At 63.7% G+C, this 14,941-nt stretch carries 13 protein-coding genes; 12 read left to right on the top strand and 1 reads right to left on the bottom strand.

Going from position 1 to position 14,941, the window contains the following annotated elements; genetic code table 11:
• Positions 1-4 precede the first annotated feature (4 nt).
• From ACIPZB_RS25815 to nuoN, 12 genes are all read left to right on the top strand, one after another.
• Positions 5-682, top strand: a complete 678-nt coding sequence (locus tag ACIPZB_RS25815) for an NADH-quinone oxidoreductase subunit B family protein (protein ID WP_008096180.1) — start codon at positions 5-7, stop codon at positions 680-682.
• A 79-nt stretch (positions 683-761) separates the two neighbouring features.
• Positions 762-2,543, top strand: a complete 1,782-nt coding sequence (gene nuoC / locus ACIPZB_RS25810; protein WP_008096183.1) for an NADH-quinone oxidoreductase subunit C/D — start codon at positions 762-764, stop codon at positions 2,541-2,543.
• 2 nt (positions 2,544-2,545) lie between these two features.
• Positions 2,546-3,043 carry an NADH-quinone oxidoreductase subunit NuoE gene (gene nuoE, locus ACIPZB_RS25805; protein ID WP_008096184.1) on the top strand — a complete coding sequence of 166 codons (498 nt, stop codon included), beginning with the start codon at positions 2,546-2,548 and terminating at the stop codon, positions 3,041-3,043.
• The gene (gene nuoF, locus ACIPZB_RS25800) at positions 3,040-4,404 is read left to right on the top strand and encodes an NADH-quinone oxidoreductase subunit NuoF (protein ID WP_400643280.1); all 1,365 of its coding nucleotides are present in this window, start codon (positions 3,040-3,042) and stop codon (positions 4,402-4,404) included. Before nuoE ends, nuoF begins: the two co-directional genes overlap by 4 nt.
• A gap of 132 nt (positions 4,405-4,536) precedes the next feature.
• Positions 4,537-7,251 carry an NADH-quinone oxidoreductase subunit NuoG gene (nuoG, locus tag ACIPZB_RS25795; RefSeq protein WP_400643279.1) on the top strand — a complete coding sequence of 905 codons (2,715 nt, stop codon included), beginning with the start codon at positions 4,537-4,539 and terminating at the stop codon, positions 7,249-7,251.
• Positions 7,248-8,255 (top strand): NADH-quinone oxidoreductase subunit NuoH, encoded by a 1,008-nt coding sequence (gene nuoH, locus ACIPZB_RS25790; protein ID WP_008096190.1) that lies wholly within the window; start codon positions 7,248-7,250, stop codon positions 8,253-8,255. The genes nuoG and nuoH overlap by 4 nt, the downstream gene beginning before the upstream one ends.
• An 11-nt stretch (positions 8,256-8,266) precedes the next feature.
• Positions 8,267-8,815, top strand: a complete 549-nt coding sequence (gene nuoI / locus ACIPZB_RS25785) for an NADH-quinone oxidoreductase subunit NuoI (RefSeq protein ID WP_003251442.1) — start codon at positions 8,267-8,269, stop codon at positions 8,813-8,815.
• A gap of 10 nt (positions 8,816-8,825) precedes the next feature.
• Positions 8,826-9,326 (top strand): NADH-quinone oxidoreductase subunit J, encoded by a 501-nt coding sequence (gene nuoJ, locus ACIPZB_RS25780; RefSeq protein WP_400643278.1) that lies wholly within the window; start codon positions 8,826-8,828, stop codon positions 9,324-9,326.
• 3 nt (positions 9,327-9,329) lie between these two features.
• Positions 9,330-9,638 (top strand): NADH-quinone oxidoreductase subunit NuoK, encoded by a 309-nt coding sequence (gene nuoK / locus ACIPZB_RS25775; protein WP_008096201.1) that lies wholly within the window; start codon positions 9,330-9,332, stop codon positions 9,636-9,638.
• Entirely contained in the window at positions 9,635-11,488 is a 1,854-nt protein-coding gene (nuoL, locus tag ACIPZB_RS25770; RefSeq protein WP_008096203.1) for an NADH-quinone oxidoreductase subunit L, read from the top strand. Before nuoK ends, nuoL begins: the two co-directional genes overlap by 4 nt.
• A 40-nt stretch (positions 11,489-11,528) precedes the next feature.
• Positions 11,529-13,061 carry an NADH-quinone oxidoreductase subunit M gene (gene nuoM / locus ACIPZB_RS25765; RefSeq protein ID WP_008096206.1) on the top strand — a complete coding sequence of 511 codons (1,533 nt, stop codon included), beginning with the start codon at positions 11,529-11,531 and terminating at the stop codon, positions 13,059-13,061.
• Between the two features lie 7 nt (positions 13,062-13,068).
• Positions 13,069-14,538: an NADH-quinone oxidoreductase subunit NuoN gene (gene nuoN, locus ACIPZB_RS25760; protein ID WP_400643277.1), complete on the top strand. Its 1,470-nt coding sequence runs from the start codon at positions 13,069-13,071 to the stop codon at positions 14,536-14,538.
• Positions 14,539-14,579: 41 nt separating this feature from the next.
• Here the strand turns inward: nuoN and ACIPZB_RS25755 are convergent, their stop codons facing one another.
• Entirely contained in the window at positions 14,580-14,882 is a 303-nt protein-coding gene (locus ACIPZB_RS25755; RefSeq protein WP_400643276.1) for an ogr/Delta-like zinc finger family protein, read from the bottom strand.
• Positions 14,883-14,941 lie beyond the last annotated feature (59 nt).

Below are 14,941 nucleotides of genomic sequence, written 5' to 3'. Positions count from 1 at the left end.
TGGCATGCAATACAATCTCACCAGAATCGATCCGGATGCGCCCAACGAGCAGTACCCGGTCGGTGAACGGGAAACCGTCACCGATCAGCTGCTAGAGGACCAGGTCCACAAGAACATCTACATGGGGAAACTCGAAGATGTGCTGCGTGGTGCGGTCAACTGGGGTCGCAAGAACTCCCTCTGGCCGTACAACTTCGGCCTGTCCTGCTGCTACGTGGAAATGACCACGGCCTTCACGGCGCCCCACGACATCGCCCGCTTCGGCGCCGAAGTCATTCGGGCATCGCCGCGTCAGGCCGACTTCATGGTCATTGCCGGTACCTGCTTCGTCAAAATGGCGCCGATCATCCAGCGCCTGTACGAGCAGATGCTCGAACCGAAGTGGGTCATCTCCATGGGTTCGTGCGCCAACTCCGGCGGCATGTACGACATCTACTCGGTCGTTCAGGGGGTCGACAAGTTCCTCCCCGTGGACGTCTATGTGCCTGGCTGCCCGCCACGCCCTGAGGCTTTCCTGCAAGGCTTGATGCTGCTGCAGGAGTCGATCGGCCAAGAACGACGCCCGCTTTCCTGGGTTGTTGGTGATCAAGGTATTTACCGTGCCGAGATGCCAGCCCAGAAAGACCTGCGTCGTGAGCAGCGCATTGCAGTAACCAACCTGCGCAGCCCCGACGAAGTCTGATCCAGCGACCTGCCGCCCGCTCCCCAAGGAGCCGGCGGCCTGGCTTCATTCTTAACGTTGACCCAAAGCGACCGAGACCATGACAGCGGACAACGCTATTTTTATTCCGCCCTACAAGGCTGACGACCAGGATGTGGTCGTCGAACTGCACAACCGTTTTGGCGCCGAAGCATTCGTCGCCCAGGAAACCCGCACCGGCATGCCCGTGCTGTGGGTCAAGCGCGCCCAGCTCAAAGAGGTGCTCAGCTTCCTGCGCGGTGTCACCAAGCCCTACAGCATGCTGTACGACCTGCACGGTGTCGACGAGCGCCTGCGCACCCAGCGCCGTGGCCTGCCCGCCGCCGATTTCAGCGTGTTCTACCACCTGCTGTCGGTCGAACGTAACAGCGACGTGATGATCAAGGTGTCGCTCAGCGAAGGCGACCTGAACCTGCCGACCGTGACCGGCATCTGGCCAAACGCCAACTGGTACGAGCGCGAAGTTTGGGACATGTTCGGCATCGACTTTGCCGGCCACCCCCACCTGAGCCGCATCATGATGCCGCCCACCTGGGAAGGTCACCCGCTGCGCAAGGACTACCCAGCCCGTGCCACCGAGTTCGATCCCTACAGCCTGACCCTGGCCAAGCAGCAGCTTGAAGAGGAATCGGCACGCTTCAACCCGGAAGCCTGGGGCATGAAGCGTCAGGGCGCCAATGAGGACTACATGTTCCTCAACCTCGGCCCGAACCACCCGTCGGCCCACGGTGCCTTCCGTATCGTCCTGCAGCTGGACGGTGAAGAGATCGTCGACTGCGTCCCGGACATCGGTTACCACCACCGTGGCGCCGAGAAGATGGCCGAGCGTCAGTCCTGGCACAGCTTCATCCCCTACACCGACCGTATCGACTACCTCGGCGGGGTGATGAACAACCTGCCGTACGTACTGGCCGTCGAGAAGCTGGCGGGCATCAAGGTGCCGCAGAAGGTCGACGTGATTCGCATCATGCTGGCCGAGTTCTTCCGGATCACCAGCCACCTGCTGTTCCTGGGTACCTATATCCAGGACGTGGGCGCCATGACCCCGGTGTTCTTCACCTTCACCGACCGTCAGCGCGCCTACACCGTGATCGAAGCGATCACCGGTTTCCGCCTGCACCCGGCCTGGTACCGCATCGGCGGCGTCGCTCACGACCTGCCGCGCGGCTGGGACAAGCTGGTCAAGGACTTCGTCGATTGGCTGCCAAAGCGCCTGGACGAATACACCAAGGCCGCCCTGCAGAACAGCATCCTCAAGGGCCGTACCGTCGGCGTAGCTGCGTACAACACCAAGGAAGCGCTGGAATGGGGCACCACCGGTGCCGGCCTGCGTTCCACCGGTTGCGACTTCGACCTGCGTAAAGCACGCCCCTACTCCGGCTACGAGAACTTCGAGTTCGAAGTACCGCTGGCCCACAACGGCGATGCCTACGATCGCTGCATGGTCCGTGTCGAGGAGATGCGCCAGAGTATCCGCATCATCGACCAGTGCCTGCGCAACATGCCGGAAGGCCCGTACAAGGCGGATCACCCGCTGACCACGCCGCCGCCGAAAGAGCGCACCCTGCAGCACATCGAAACCTTGATCACGCACTTCCTGCAAGTCTCGTGGGGCCCGGTCATGCCGGCCAACGAGTCGTTCCAGATGATCGAGGCGACCAAGGGCATCAACAGTTACTACCTGACGAGCGATGGCGGCACCATGAGCTACCGCACCCGGATCCGTACCCCGAGCTACCCGCACCTGCAGCAGATCCCTTCGGTGATCAAAGGCAGCATGGTCGCCGACCTCATTGCGTACCTGGGCAGTATCGACTTCGTTATGGCTGACGTGGACCGCTAAGCATGAACAGCACGCTTATCCAGACTGACCGTTTCGCCCTGAGCGAAACCGAGCGCTCGGCCATCGAGCACGAGATGCATCACTACGAGGACCCGCGCGCGGCGTCCATCGAAGCCCTGAAGATCGTCCAGAAGGAACGTGGCTGGGTGCCGGACGGCGCCATTCACGCCATCGGTGAAGTGCTGGGCATCCCGGCCAGCGACGTCGAGGGCGTGGCCACCTTCTACAGTCAGATCTTCCGCCAGCCGGTCGGACGTCACATCATCCGCGTGTGCGACAGCATGGTCTGCTACATCGGCGGCCATGAGTCGGTCGTCAGCCAGATCCAGAGCGAGCTGGGCATTGGCCTGGGCCAGACCACCCCGGATGGCCGCTTCACCCTGCTGCCGGTGTGCTGCCTGGGCAACTGCGACAAGGCCCCGGCGCTGATGATCGACGACGACACCTTTGGCGACGTACAGCCTGCCGGCGTCACCAAGCTGCTGGAGGGTTACGTATGACCATCACTTCCTTCGGCCCGGCCAACCGCATCGCGCGTTCGGCCGAAACCCACCCGCTGACCTGGCGCCTGCGTGACGACGGCGAGCCGGTCTGGCTTGCCGAATACGAGTCCAAGAACGGCTACGCCGCCGCCCGCAAGGCGCTGGCGCAGATGTCGCAGGACGACATCGTCCAGGCCGTCAAGGACTCCGGCCTCAAGGGTCGTGGCGGCGCGGGCTTCCCCACGGGTGTGAAGTGGGGCCTGATGCCCAAAGACGAATCCATGAACATCCGCTACCTGCTGTGCAACGCGGACGAAATGGAGCCGAACACCTGGAAGGACCGCATGCTGATGGAGCAACAGCCCCATCTGCTGGTCGAGGGCATGCTGATCAGCGCCCGCGCCCTGAAGGCCTACCGTGGCTACATCTTCCTGCGTGGCGAATACACCACCGCGGCGAAGAACCTCAACCGTGCCATCGACGAAGCCAAGGCCGCAGGCCTGTTGGGCAAGAACATCCTCGGTTCGGGCTTCGACTTCGAGCTGTTCGTGCACACCGGTGCCGGTCGCTACATCTGCGGTGAAGAAACCGCACTGATCAACTCGCTGGAAGGCCGCCGCGCCAACCCGCGTTCCAAGCCGCCCTTCCCTGCCGCCGTGGGCGTATGGGGCAAGCCGACCTGCGTGAACAACGTCGAGACGCTGTGCAACGTGCCGGCCATCGTCGCCAACGGCAACGACTGGTACAAGTCGCTGGCCCGTGAAGGCAGCGAAGACCACGGCACCAAGCTGATGGGCTTCTCCGGCAAGGTGAAGAACCCGGGCCTGTGGGAGCTGCCGTTCGGCGTCACCGCCCGCGAGCTGTTCGAAGACTACGCCGGCGGCATGCGCGATGGCTTCAAGCTCAAGTGCTGGCAGCCAGGCGGCGCCGGTACCGGCTTCCTGCTGCCCGAGCACCTCGACGCACAGATGTACGCCGGTGGCATCGCCAAGGTCGGCACCCGTATGGGTACAGGCCTGGCCATGGCGGTCGACGACAGCGTCAACATGGTCTCGCTGCTGCGCAACATGGAAGAGTTCTTCGCCCGCGAATCGTGCGGCTGGTGCACCCCCTGCCGTGACGGCCTGCCGTGGAGCGTGAAGATGCTGCGCGCACTGGAGCAAGGCCAGGGCCGCGCCGAAGACATCGAGACCCTGCTGGGTCTGGTCAACTTCCTCGGCCCAGGCCGTACCTTCTGTGCTCACGCACCGGGTGCCGTCGAGCCGTTGGGCAGTGCCATCAAATACTTCCGGTCCGAGTTCGAGGCCGGTGTCGCTCCCGCTAGCGCGGCCGACACCCTGCGCCCGAACCTGGCCAAGCCGATCGTGGTCGGCGCATAACAAGATGAGATGCGGGTGGTCCGTGCCACCCGCCAGCCTGCAGGCCGGCCCGAACGATTCGTGGCGGGCCGCAGGCTCACCGATTTCCATTAGCCACGCCCGCTCACGCGGGCCAACGAAGAACTTTGAACAATGGCCACTATCCACGTAGACGGCAAAGCGCTCGAAGTCAACGGTGCAGACAACCTGTTACAGGCGTGTCTGTCGCTCGGCCTCGACATCCCTTATTTCTGCTGGCACCCGGCGCTTGGTAGCGTTGGCGCTTGCCGGCAGTGTGCAGTCAAGCAGTACACCGACGAGAACGACACCCGTGGTCGTATCGTCATGTCCTGCATGACCCCTGCCTCCGACGGCACCTGGATTTCCATCGACGATGACGAGTCCAAGGCGTTCCGCGCCAGCGTCGTCGAATGGCTGATGACCAACCACCCGCACGACTGCCCCGTGTGCGAGGAAGGCGGTCACTGCCACCTGCAGGACATGACGGTAATGACCGGCCACAACGAGCGCCGCTACCGTTTCACCAAGCGTACCCACCAGAACCAGGACCTCGGCCCGTTCATCGCCCACGAGATGAACCGCTGCATCGCCTGCTACCGCTGCGTGCGTTACTACAAAGACTACGCCGGTGGTACTGACCTGGGCGTATACGGTGCCCACGACAACGTGTACTTCGGCCGCGTTGAAGACGGCGTGCTGGAGAGCGAGTTCTCCGGCAACCTGACCGAGGTCTGCCCGACCGGCGTGTTCACCGACAAGACCCACTCCGAGCGCTACAACCGCAAGTGGGACATGCAGTTCGCCCCGAGCATCTGCCACGGTTGCTCCAGCGGCTGCAACATCAGCCCGGGCGAGCGCTACGGCGAACTGCGCCGGATCGAGAACCGCTTCAACGGCTCGGTCAACCAGTACTTCCTGTGCGACCGTGGCCGCTTCGGCTACGGCTACGTCAACCGCAAGGATCGTCCACGCCAGCCGTTCCTCGCCGATGGCACCAAGCTGAGCCTGGACGGCGCCCTGGACAAGGCCGCCGACCTGCTGCGCGGTCGCACCATCGTCGGTATCGGCTCGCCGCGCGCCAGCCTGGAAAGCAACTACGGCCTGCGTGAACTGGTCGGTGCCGACTACTTCTACTCCGGTATGGAAGCCGGCGAACTGGCCCGCGTGCGCCTGGTCCTCAACGTGCTGAACAACAGCCCGCTGCCTGTGCCGACCCTGCGCGACATCGAAGACCACGACGCCGTGTTCGTGCTCGGTGAAGACCTGACCCAGACCGCTGCCCGCGTCGCCCTGGCCGTGCGCCAGGCCACCAAAGGCAAGGCCGAAGCCATGGCCGAGGCCATGAAAGTGCAGCCTTGGCTCGACGCCGCGGTGAAGAACATCGGCCAGCACGCGCTGTACCCGCTGTTCATCGCATCGCTGGCCGAAACCAAGCTGGACGACGTTGCCGAAGAATGCGTGCACGCAGCACCTGCGGACCTTGCCCGCATCGGTTTCGCCGTGGCCCACGCCATCGACCCGAGCGCGCCAGCAGTGGCCGGCCTGGACCAGGAAGCACAAGCCCTGGCCCAACGCATCGCCGACGCCCTGGTCGCTGCCAAGCGCCCGCTGGTCATCGCCGGTACTTCCCTGGCCGACCCGGCCCTGATCGAAGCCGCCGCCAACATCGCCAAGGCCCTGAAGCTGCGCGAGAAGAACGGCTCGCTGAGCCTGGTCGTGCCTGAGGCCAACAGCCTGGGCCTGGCCATGATGGGTGGCGAGTCCGTCGATGCCGCACTGGATGCAGTCATCAGCGGCAAGGCCGATGCCATCGTGGTACTGGAGAACGACCTGTACGCCCGCGTACCGGCCGCCAAGGTCGACGCGGCCCTGGCTGCAGCCAAGGTGGTGATCGTTGCCGACCACTCCAAGACTGCGACCCTCGACCGCGCCCACCTGGTGCTGCCAGCCGCCTCCTTCGCCGAAGGCGACGGCACCCTGGTCAGCCAGGAAGGCCGTGCCCAGCGCTTCTTCCAGGTGTTCGACCCGCAGTACCTGGACAGCAGCATCCTGATCCACGAAGGCTGGCGCTGGATGCACGCCCTGCGTGCCACCCTGCTGAACAAGCCGGTCGACTGGACCCAGCTGGATCACGTCACCAGCGCCTGCGCCGAAGCCGCGCCGCAACTGGCCGGCATCGTTGGCGCAGCGCCTTCCGCCGCGTTCCGCATCAAGGGCATGAAGCTGGCCCGTGAGCCGCTGCGCTACTCCGGCCGTACCGCCATGCGCGCCAACATCAGCGTGCACGAGCCACGTACCCCGCAAGACAAGGACACCGCGTTCGCCTTCTCCATGGAAGGCTACTCGGGCTCCGTCGAGCCGCGCCAGCAGGTGCCGTTCGCCTGGTCGCCGGGCTGGAACTCGCCGCAAGCCTGGAACAAGTTCCAGGACGAGGTCGGTGGCCACCTGCGTGCCGGTGACCCAGGCGTGCGCCTGATCGAATCGCAAGGCGATCGCCTGAACTGGTTCAACGCCATTCCGGGTGCCTTCAACCCGGCCCGTGGCAGCTGGACCGCGGTACCGTTCTTCCACCTGTTCGGCAGCGAAGAAAGCTCCTCGCGCGCCGCGCCGGTACAAGAGCGCATTCCGGCCGCCTACGTGGCCCTGGCCAAGTCCGAAGCCGACCGCCTGGGCGTCAACGAAGGTGCCCTGCTGAGCTTGAACGTCGCCGGTGTGTCGCTGCGCCTGCCGCTGCGTATCAATGAAGAACTGGGCGCTGGCCTGGTTGCGCTGCCGAAAGGCCTGGCTGGCATTCCGCCTGCCATCTTCGGTGCATCCGTCGAAGGTCTGCAGGAGGCAGCACAATGAGCTGGTTCACCCCCGAAGTGATCGATGTGATCCTCACCGTGGTCCGGGCCATCGTGGTCCTGCTCGCGGTGGTGGTCTGCGGCGCGCTGCTCAGCTTCGTCGAGCGCCGCCTGCTGGGCTGGTGGCAGGACCGTTACGGTCCAAACCGTGTCGGCCCGTTCGGCATGTTCCAGATTGCTGCCGACATGCTGAAGATGTTCTTCAAGGAAGACTGGAACCCACCCTTCGTCGACCGCATGATCTTCACCCTGGCGCCGGTCGTGGCCATGAGTGCCCTGCTGATCGCCTTCAGCATCATCCCGATCACCCCGCTGTGGGGCGTCGCCGACCTGAACATCGGTCTGCTGTTCTTCTTCGCCATGGCGGGGCTTTCGGTGTACGCCGTACTGTTCGCCGGTTGGTCGTCGAACAACAAGTACGCCCTGCTCGGCAGCCTGCGGGCTTCGGCACAGACCGTGTCGTACGAAGTGTTCCTGGGCCTGGCGCTGATGGGCGTGGTGGTGCAGGTGGGTTCGTTCAACATGCGCGACATCGTTGAATACCAGGCGCAGAACCTGTGGTTCATCATTCCGCAGTTCTTCGGCTTCTGCACCTTCTTCATCGCTGGCGTCGCCGTGACTCACCGTCACCCGTTCGACCAGCCGGAAGCGGAACAGGAACTGGCCGACGGCTACCACATCGAGTATGCCGGCATGAAATGGGGCATGTTCTTCGTCGGTGAGTACATCGGCATCATCCTCATCTCGGCGCTGCTGGTGACCCTGTTCTTCGGTGGCTGGCACGGTCCGTTCGGCCTGCTGCCTCAGGTACCGTTCCTGTGGTTCGCGCTGAAGACCGCGTTCTTCATCATGCTGTTCATCCTGCTGCGCGCCTCGATCCCGCGCCCACGCTATGACCAGGTGATGGACTTCAGCTGGAAGTTCTGCCTGCCGCTGACCCTGATCAATTTGCTGGTGACCGCTGCGCTCGTGCTCTACAACACGCCAGCCGTCGCGGCCCAGTGAGGATTTGACCCATGTTCAAGTATATCGGCGACATCGTTAAGGGCACCGGCACCCAGCTGCGCAGCCTGGCAATGGTGTTCTCCCACGGGTTCCGCAAGCGCGACACCCTGCAGTACCCCGAAGAACCCGTGTACCTGCCGCCGCGCTACCGCGGCCGCATCGTCCTCACCCGCGACCCCGATGGCGAGGAGCGCTGCGTAGCGTGCAACCTCTGCGCGGTGGCCTGCCCGGTTGGCTGCATCTCGCTGCAGAAGGCCGAGACCGAGGACGGTCGTTGGTACCCGGAGTTCTTCCGCATCAACTTCTCGCGTTGCATTTTCTGCGGCCTGTGTGAAGAAGCGTGCCCGACCACCGCGATCCAGCTGACGCCGGATTTCGAAATGGCCGAGTTCAAGCGTCAGGACCTGGTGTACGAGAAAGAAGATCTGCTGATCTCCGGCCCCGGCAAGAACCCTGACTACAACTTCTACCGTGTTGCGGGTATGGCGATCGCTGGCAAGCCGAAGGGCTCTGCACAGAACGAAGCCGAGCCGATCAACGTGAAGAGCTTGCTCCCATAAGGACAGAAAGATGGAATTCGCTTTCTACTTCGCATCCGGGATCGCCGTGGTTTCCACCCTTCGGGTGGTCACCGGCACCAACCCTGTGCACGCCCTGCTCTACCTGATCATTTCGCTGATCTCCGTGGCCATGATCTTCTTCGCCCTGGGTGCGCCGTTCGCCGGCGCCCTGGAAGTGATCGCCTACGCCGGCGCCATCATGGTGCTGTTCGTGTTCGTGGTGATGATGCTCAACCTCGGGCCGGCTTCGGTCGCCCAGGAACGGGGCTGGCTCAAGCCCGGTATCTGGGCGGGGCCGGTGATCCTCGGCGCGCTGCTGCTGCTGGAGCTGCTGTACGTCCTGTTCGTCGCCCCGAGCGGCGCGGGCATCAGCGGTACCACCGTGGACGCCAAGGCCGTGGGCGTCAGCCTGTTCGGCCCTTACCTGCTGGTGGTCGAACTGGCTTCGATGCTGCTGCTTGCCGCGGCCGTCACCGCCTTCCACCTGGGCCGCAACGAGGCGAAGGAGTAAATCATGGGTGCTATCCCTCTCGAGCATGGTCTGGCGGTCGCCGGCATCCTGTTCTGCTTAGGTCTGGTTGGCCTGATGGTCCGCCGCAACATCCTCTTCGTGCTCATGAGCCTGGAAGTCATGATGAACGCCTCTGCCCTGGCGTTCATCGTCGCCGGTGCCCGTTGGGTTCAACCCGACGGCCAGGTGATGTTCATTCTGGTGATCAGCCTGGCAGCCGCCGAGGCCAGTATTGGCCTGGCAATCCTGCTGCAGCTGTATCGCCGCTTCCACACTCTCGACATCGATGCTGCCAGTGAGATGCGCGGATGAACCTTATCTTCCTGACTTTCGTCTTCCCCCTGATCGGCTTCCTGCTGCTGTCGTTCTCGCGCGGGCGGTTCTCGGAGAACCTGTCCGCGCTGATCGGCGTCGGTTCGGTCGGCCTTTCGGCGGCCGTGGCCGCCTACGTGATCTGGCAGTTCAACGTCGCCCCGCCTGAAGGCGGCGCGTACAGCCAGCTGCTGTGGCAGTGGATGTCGGTGGACGGCTTCGCGCCGAACTTCACCCTGTACGTGGATGGCCTGTCGGTCACCATGCTCGGCGTGGTGACCGGTGTCGGCTTCCTGATCCACCTGTTCGCTTCCTGGTACATGCGTGGCGAAGCGGGTTACTCGCGCTTCTTCGCGTACACCAACCTGTTCATCGCCAGCATGCTGTTCCTGGTGCTGGGCGACAACCTGCTGTTCATCTACTTCGGTTGGGAAGGCGTGGGCCTGTGCTCGTACCTGTTGATCGGTTTCTACTACAGCAACCGCAACAACGGTAACGCCGCACTCAAGGCCTTCATCGTCACCCGTATCGGCGACGTGTTCATGGCCATCGGCCTGTTCATCCTGTTCGCCCAGCTGGGTACCCTGAACGTGCAGGAACTGCTGGTGCTGGCACCGCAGAAGTTCCAGGCTGGCGATTTCTGGATGGAGCTGGCGACCCTGATGCTGCTGGGTGGCGCGGTCGGTAAATCGGCCCAGCTGCCGCTGCAGACCTGGCTGGCCGACGCCATGGCGGGCCCGACCCCGGTTTCGGCACTGATCCACGCGGCAACCATGGTGACCGCGGGCGTCTACCTGATCGCCCGTACCAACGGCCTGTTCCTGCTGGCGCCGGACATCCTGCACCTGGTAGGCGTCGTCGGCGGCGTGACCCTGGTCCTGGCCGGCTTCGCTGCCCTGGTTCAGACCGACATCAAGCGTATCCTCGCCTACTCGACCATGAGCCAGATCGGCTACATGTTCCTGGCCCTGGGCGTGGGTGCCTGGGACGCGGCGATCTTCCACCTGATGACCCACGCCTTCTTCAAGGCCCTGCTGTTCCTTGCCTCCGGTGCGGTGATCGTTGCCTGCCACCACGAGCAGAACATCTTCAAGATGGGCGGCCTGTGGAAGAAACTGCCGCTGGCCTACGCCAGCTTCGTGGTCGGTGGTGCTGCCCTGGCTGCCCTGCCGATCGTGACCGTGGGCTTCTACTCCAAGGACGAAATCCTCTGGGAAGCCTTCGCCAGCGGCAACAGCGGCCTGCTGTACGCCGGCCTGGTCGGTGCTTTCATGACCTCGCTGTACACCTTCCGCCTGATCTTCATCGCCTTCCACGGCGAAGCCAAGACCGAAGCCCACGCCGGCCACGGCATCAGCCACTGGCTGCCACTGGGCGTGCTGATCGTGCTGTCGACCTTCGTTGGCGCCTGGATCCATCCGCCGCTGGCAGGTGTGCTGCCTGAAAGCGCCGGCCACGCCGGTGGCGAAGCCAAACACGCGCTGGAAATCACCTCGGGCGCCATCGCCATCGCCGGTATCCTGCTGGCCGCGGTGCTGTTCCTGGGCAAGCGTCGCCTGGTTTCGGCCATCGCCAACAGCGGCATCGGCCGCGTCCTGTCGGCCTGGTGGTTCGCCGCCTGGGGCTTCGACTGGATCTACGACAAGCTCTTCGTCAAACCTTACCTGCTGATCAGCCACATCCTGCGCAAGGACCCGGTTGACCGCAGCATCGGCCTGATCCCTCGGATGGCTCGCGGCGGCCACGTCGCCATGAGCAAGACCGAGACTGGCCAGCTGCGCTGGTACACCGCCTCGATCGCCGTCGGTGCCGTGCTGGTCATCGGTGCCGTGGTAGTGGCCGCGGTATGACTATGAATCTTGCGACTTTGCCAAAGGAAACCAACCCGTCATGATTTTGCCTTGGCTGATCCTGATCCCCTTCATCGGCGGCTTCCTGTGCTGGCTGGGTGAGCGCTTCGGCGCCACTCTGCCACGCTGGATCGCACTGCTGACCATGTCCCTGCTGCTCGGCATCGGCCTGTGGCTGTGGGGCACCGGCGACTACACCCTGGCCCCTGCACCGGGCGCCGAACCTGCCTGGGCCCTGGAATACAAAGTCCAGTGGATCAAGCGCTTCGGCATCAGCATCCACCTGGCCCTGGACGGCCTGTCGCTGTTGATGATCCTGCTCACCGGCCTGCTCGGTGTGCTGTCGGTACTGTGCTCCTGGAAAGAGATCCAGCGCCACGTCGGCTTCTTCCACCTCAACCTGATGTGGATCCTCGGCGGCGTGGTCGGTGTGTTCCTGGCCCTGGACCTGTTCCTGTTCTTCTTCTTCTGGGAAATGATGCTGGTGCCGATGTATTTCCTCATCGCGCTCTGGGGTCACAGCTCGGCAGACGGCAAGAAGACCCGGATTTACGCCGCCACCAAGTTCTTCATCTTCACTCAGGCCAGCGGCCTGATCATGCTGGTGGCGATCCTTGGCCTGGTGCTGGTCAACTACAACACCACCGGCGTGCTGACCTTCAACTACAGCGACCTGCTCAAGGCCGAGCTGCCAGCCGGCGTCGAGTACGTGCTGATGCTGGGCTTCTTCATTGCCTTCGCGGTGAAGCTGCCGGTCGTACCGTTCCACTCCTGGCTGCCTGACGCTCACGCCCAGGCACCGACCGCAGGTTCCGTGGACCTGGCGGGTATCTTGCTGAAGACTGCCGCCTACGGCCTGCTGCGCTTCGCCCTGCCGCTGTTCCCGAACGCTTCGGCCGAGTTCGCGCCGTTCGCCATGGCCCTGGGCCTGATCGGTATCTTCTACGGTGCCTTCCTGGCCTTCGCGCAAACCGACATCAAGCGCCTGATCGCCTTCTCCAGCGTCTCGCACATGGGCTTCGTGCTGATCGGTATCTACTCCGGCAGCCAGCAGGCCCTGCAAGGCGCGGTGATCCAGATGCTGGCCCACGGCCTGTCGGCCGCCGCGCTGTTCATCCTGTCCGGCCAGCTGTACGAGCGTCTGCACACCCGTGACATGCGTCAGATGGGCGGCCTGTGGCACCGCATCGCCTACCTGCCTGCCATCAGCCTGTTCTTCGCCGCTGCCTCCCTGGGCCTGCCCGGTACCGGCAACTTCGTCGGCGAGTTCCTGATCCTGATCGGCAGCTTCGCCAGCGTGCCGTGGATCACCGTCATCGCCACCACCGGCCTGGTGTTCGGTTCGGTCTACTCGCTGATCATGATCCACCGCGCCTACTTCGGCCCGGCCAAGGCCGAAGGCGTACTGGCTGGCATGGACGGTCGCGAAATGATCATGGTCCTGGGCCTGGCGGTACTGCTGATCCTGCTGGGCGTGTATCCGCAGCCGTTCCTCGACACCTCTGCCGCCACCATGAGTGGTGTGCAGCAGTGGCTCGGTTCCGCTTTCACTCAACTCGCTTCGGCCCGGTAAGAGCGCTATGGAATTCACCACTCAACACTTCATCGCATTGGCGCCGATGCTGATCACCACCATCACCACGGTGGTGGTGATGCTGGCGATCGCCTGGAAGCGCAACCACTCGCAGACCTTCCTGCTGTCCACCGTGGGGCTGAACCTGGCCCTGCTGTCGATCCTGCCGGCGCTGAAAGTCGCGCCGCTGGCGATCACCCCGCTGATCACCATCGACAAGTTCGCCTGCCTGTACATGGCGATCATCCTGGTGGCCACACTGGCCTGCGTCACCCTCGCCCACGCCTACCTCGGCGAAGGCTCCAAGGGCTACCCGGGCAACCGTGAAGAACTGTACCTGCTGCTGCTGATGTCGGCCCTCGGTGGCCTGGTGCTGGTCAGCGCCAACCACCTGGCCGGCCTGTTCATCGGCCTGGAGCTGCTGTCGGTACCGGTCTACGGTCTGGTGGCGTATGCCTTCTTCAACAAGCGCTCGCTGGAAGCCGGCATCAAGTACATGGTGCTGTCGGCCGCAGGCTCGGCCTTCCTGCTGTTCGGCATGGCCCTGCTGTACGCCGACGCTGGCAGCCTGAGCTTCGACCAGATCGGCAAGGCCCTGGCCACTACCAGCATGCCAAGCCTGCTGGCCCAGCTGGGCCTGGGCATGATGCTGGTCGGCCTGGCCTTCAAGCTGTCGCTGGTACCGTTCCACCTGTGGACCCCGGACGTGTACGAAGGCGCTCCGGCGCCGGTCGCTGCCTTCCTGGCCACCGCCAGCAAGGTCGCGGTCTTCGCCGTGGTCGTGCGCCTGTTCATGCTCTCCCCTGCTGCCAGCAGCGGCGTGCTGAGCACCGTACTGGCCGTCATCGCGGTCGCCTCGATCCTGATCGGTAACCTGCTGGCGCTGACCCAGAGCAACCTCAAGCGTCTGCTCGGTTACTCGTCCATCGCCCACTTCGGTTACCTGCTGATCGCCCTGGTCGCCAGCAAGGGCCTGGCCCTGGAAGCCATGGGCGTGTACCTGGTCACCTACGTGATCACCAGCCTCGGCGCTTTCGGAGTCATCACCCTGATGTCCTCGCCTTACGGCGGCCGTGATGCCGATGCGCTGTACGAGTACCGCGGCCTGTTCTGGCGCCGCCCGTACCTGACCGCGGTGCTGACCGTGATGATGCTGTCGCTGGCGGGTATCCCGCTGACCGCCGGCTTCATCGGCAAGTTCTACATCATCGCCACCGGTGTCGAGTCGCAACTGTGGTGGCTGGTCGGTGCCCTGGTGATCGGTAGCGCCATTGGCGTGTACTACTACCTGCGCGTCATGGTCACCCTGTTCCTGGTCGAGCCGAACCTGCGTCGCCACGACGCCCCGCTGAAATGGGAACAGCGCACCGGTGGCGTCATGCTGCTGGCCATCGCCATTCTCGCGTTCGTGCTGGGGATTTATCCGCAGCCGCTGCTGGAAATGGTCCAGCAGGCAGGCCTGCAACTGATCGGTTGATCAAGCCAGTAAAAAGACACCCCGCTCTGCGGGGTGTTTTTTTATCTGCGTGACACAGGCCGGGGAGCAGCCTTTGGCAATGGCGCCCCATGGCGAGTGTCGTCGCCACGCTGCAAGGCGGTATTGCGCAGCTCACTACTGGCGGAAGGTAGATGCACCTGTGGATTGGGCATACCGCTAGGTGACAGCTCGTGAGTCATTTCGAATTCAGCTCGCACTGACCAACCGCAGGCTTCATTGGTGCACTGCAGGTAGGCAATCCGCAGAAAAATATGTCGCCCTTCGCTGGTACGGATACGCATTCGACTCTGGCAATGAGGGCAGACCAGCTTATAGGTACTCACGGCAAGTACCTGCTAATGCCAATCATACGGACAAGCTGTAGGACTGATCGACAAGTTGA

It is taken from the genome of Pseudomonas sp. NPDC089396 (assembly GCF_044749545.1).
Lineage (GTDB): Bacteria > Pseudomonadota > Gammaproteobacteria > Pseudomonadales > Pseudomonadaceae > Aquipseudomonas.
The sequence above is the reverse complement of the archived record's forward strand: the minus strand, read 5'-3'. Positions and strand labels throughout refer to the sequence as shown.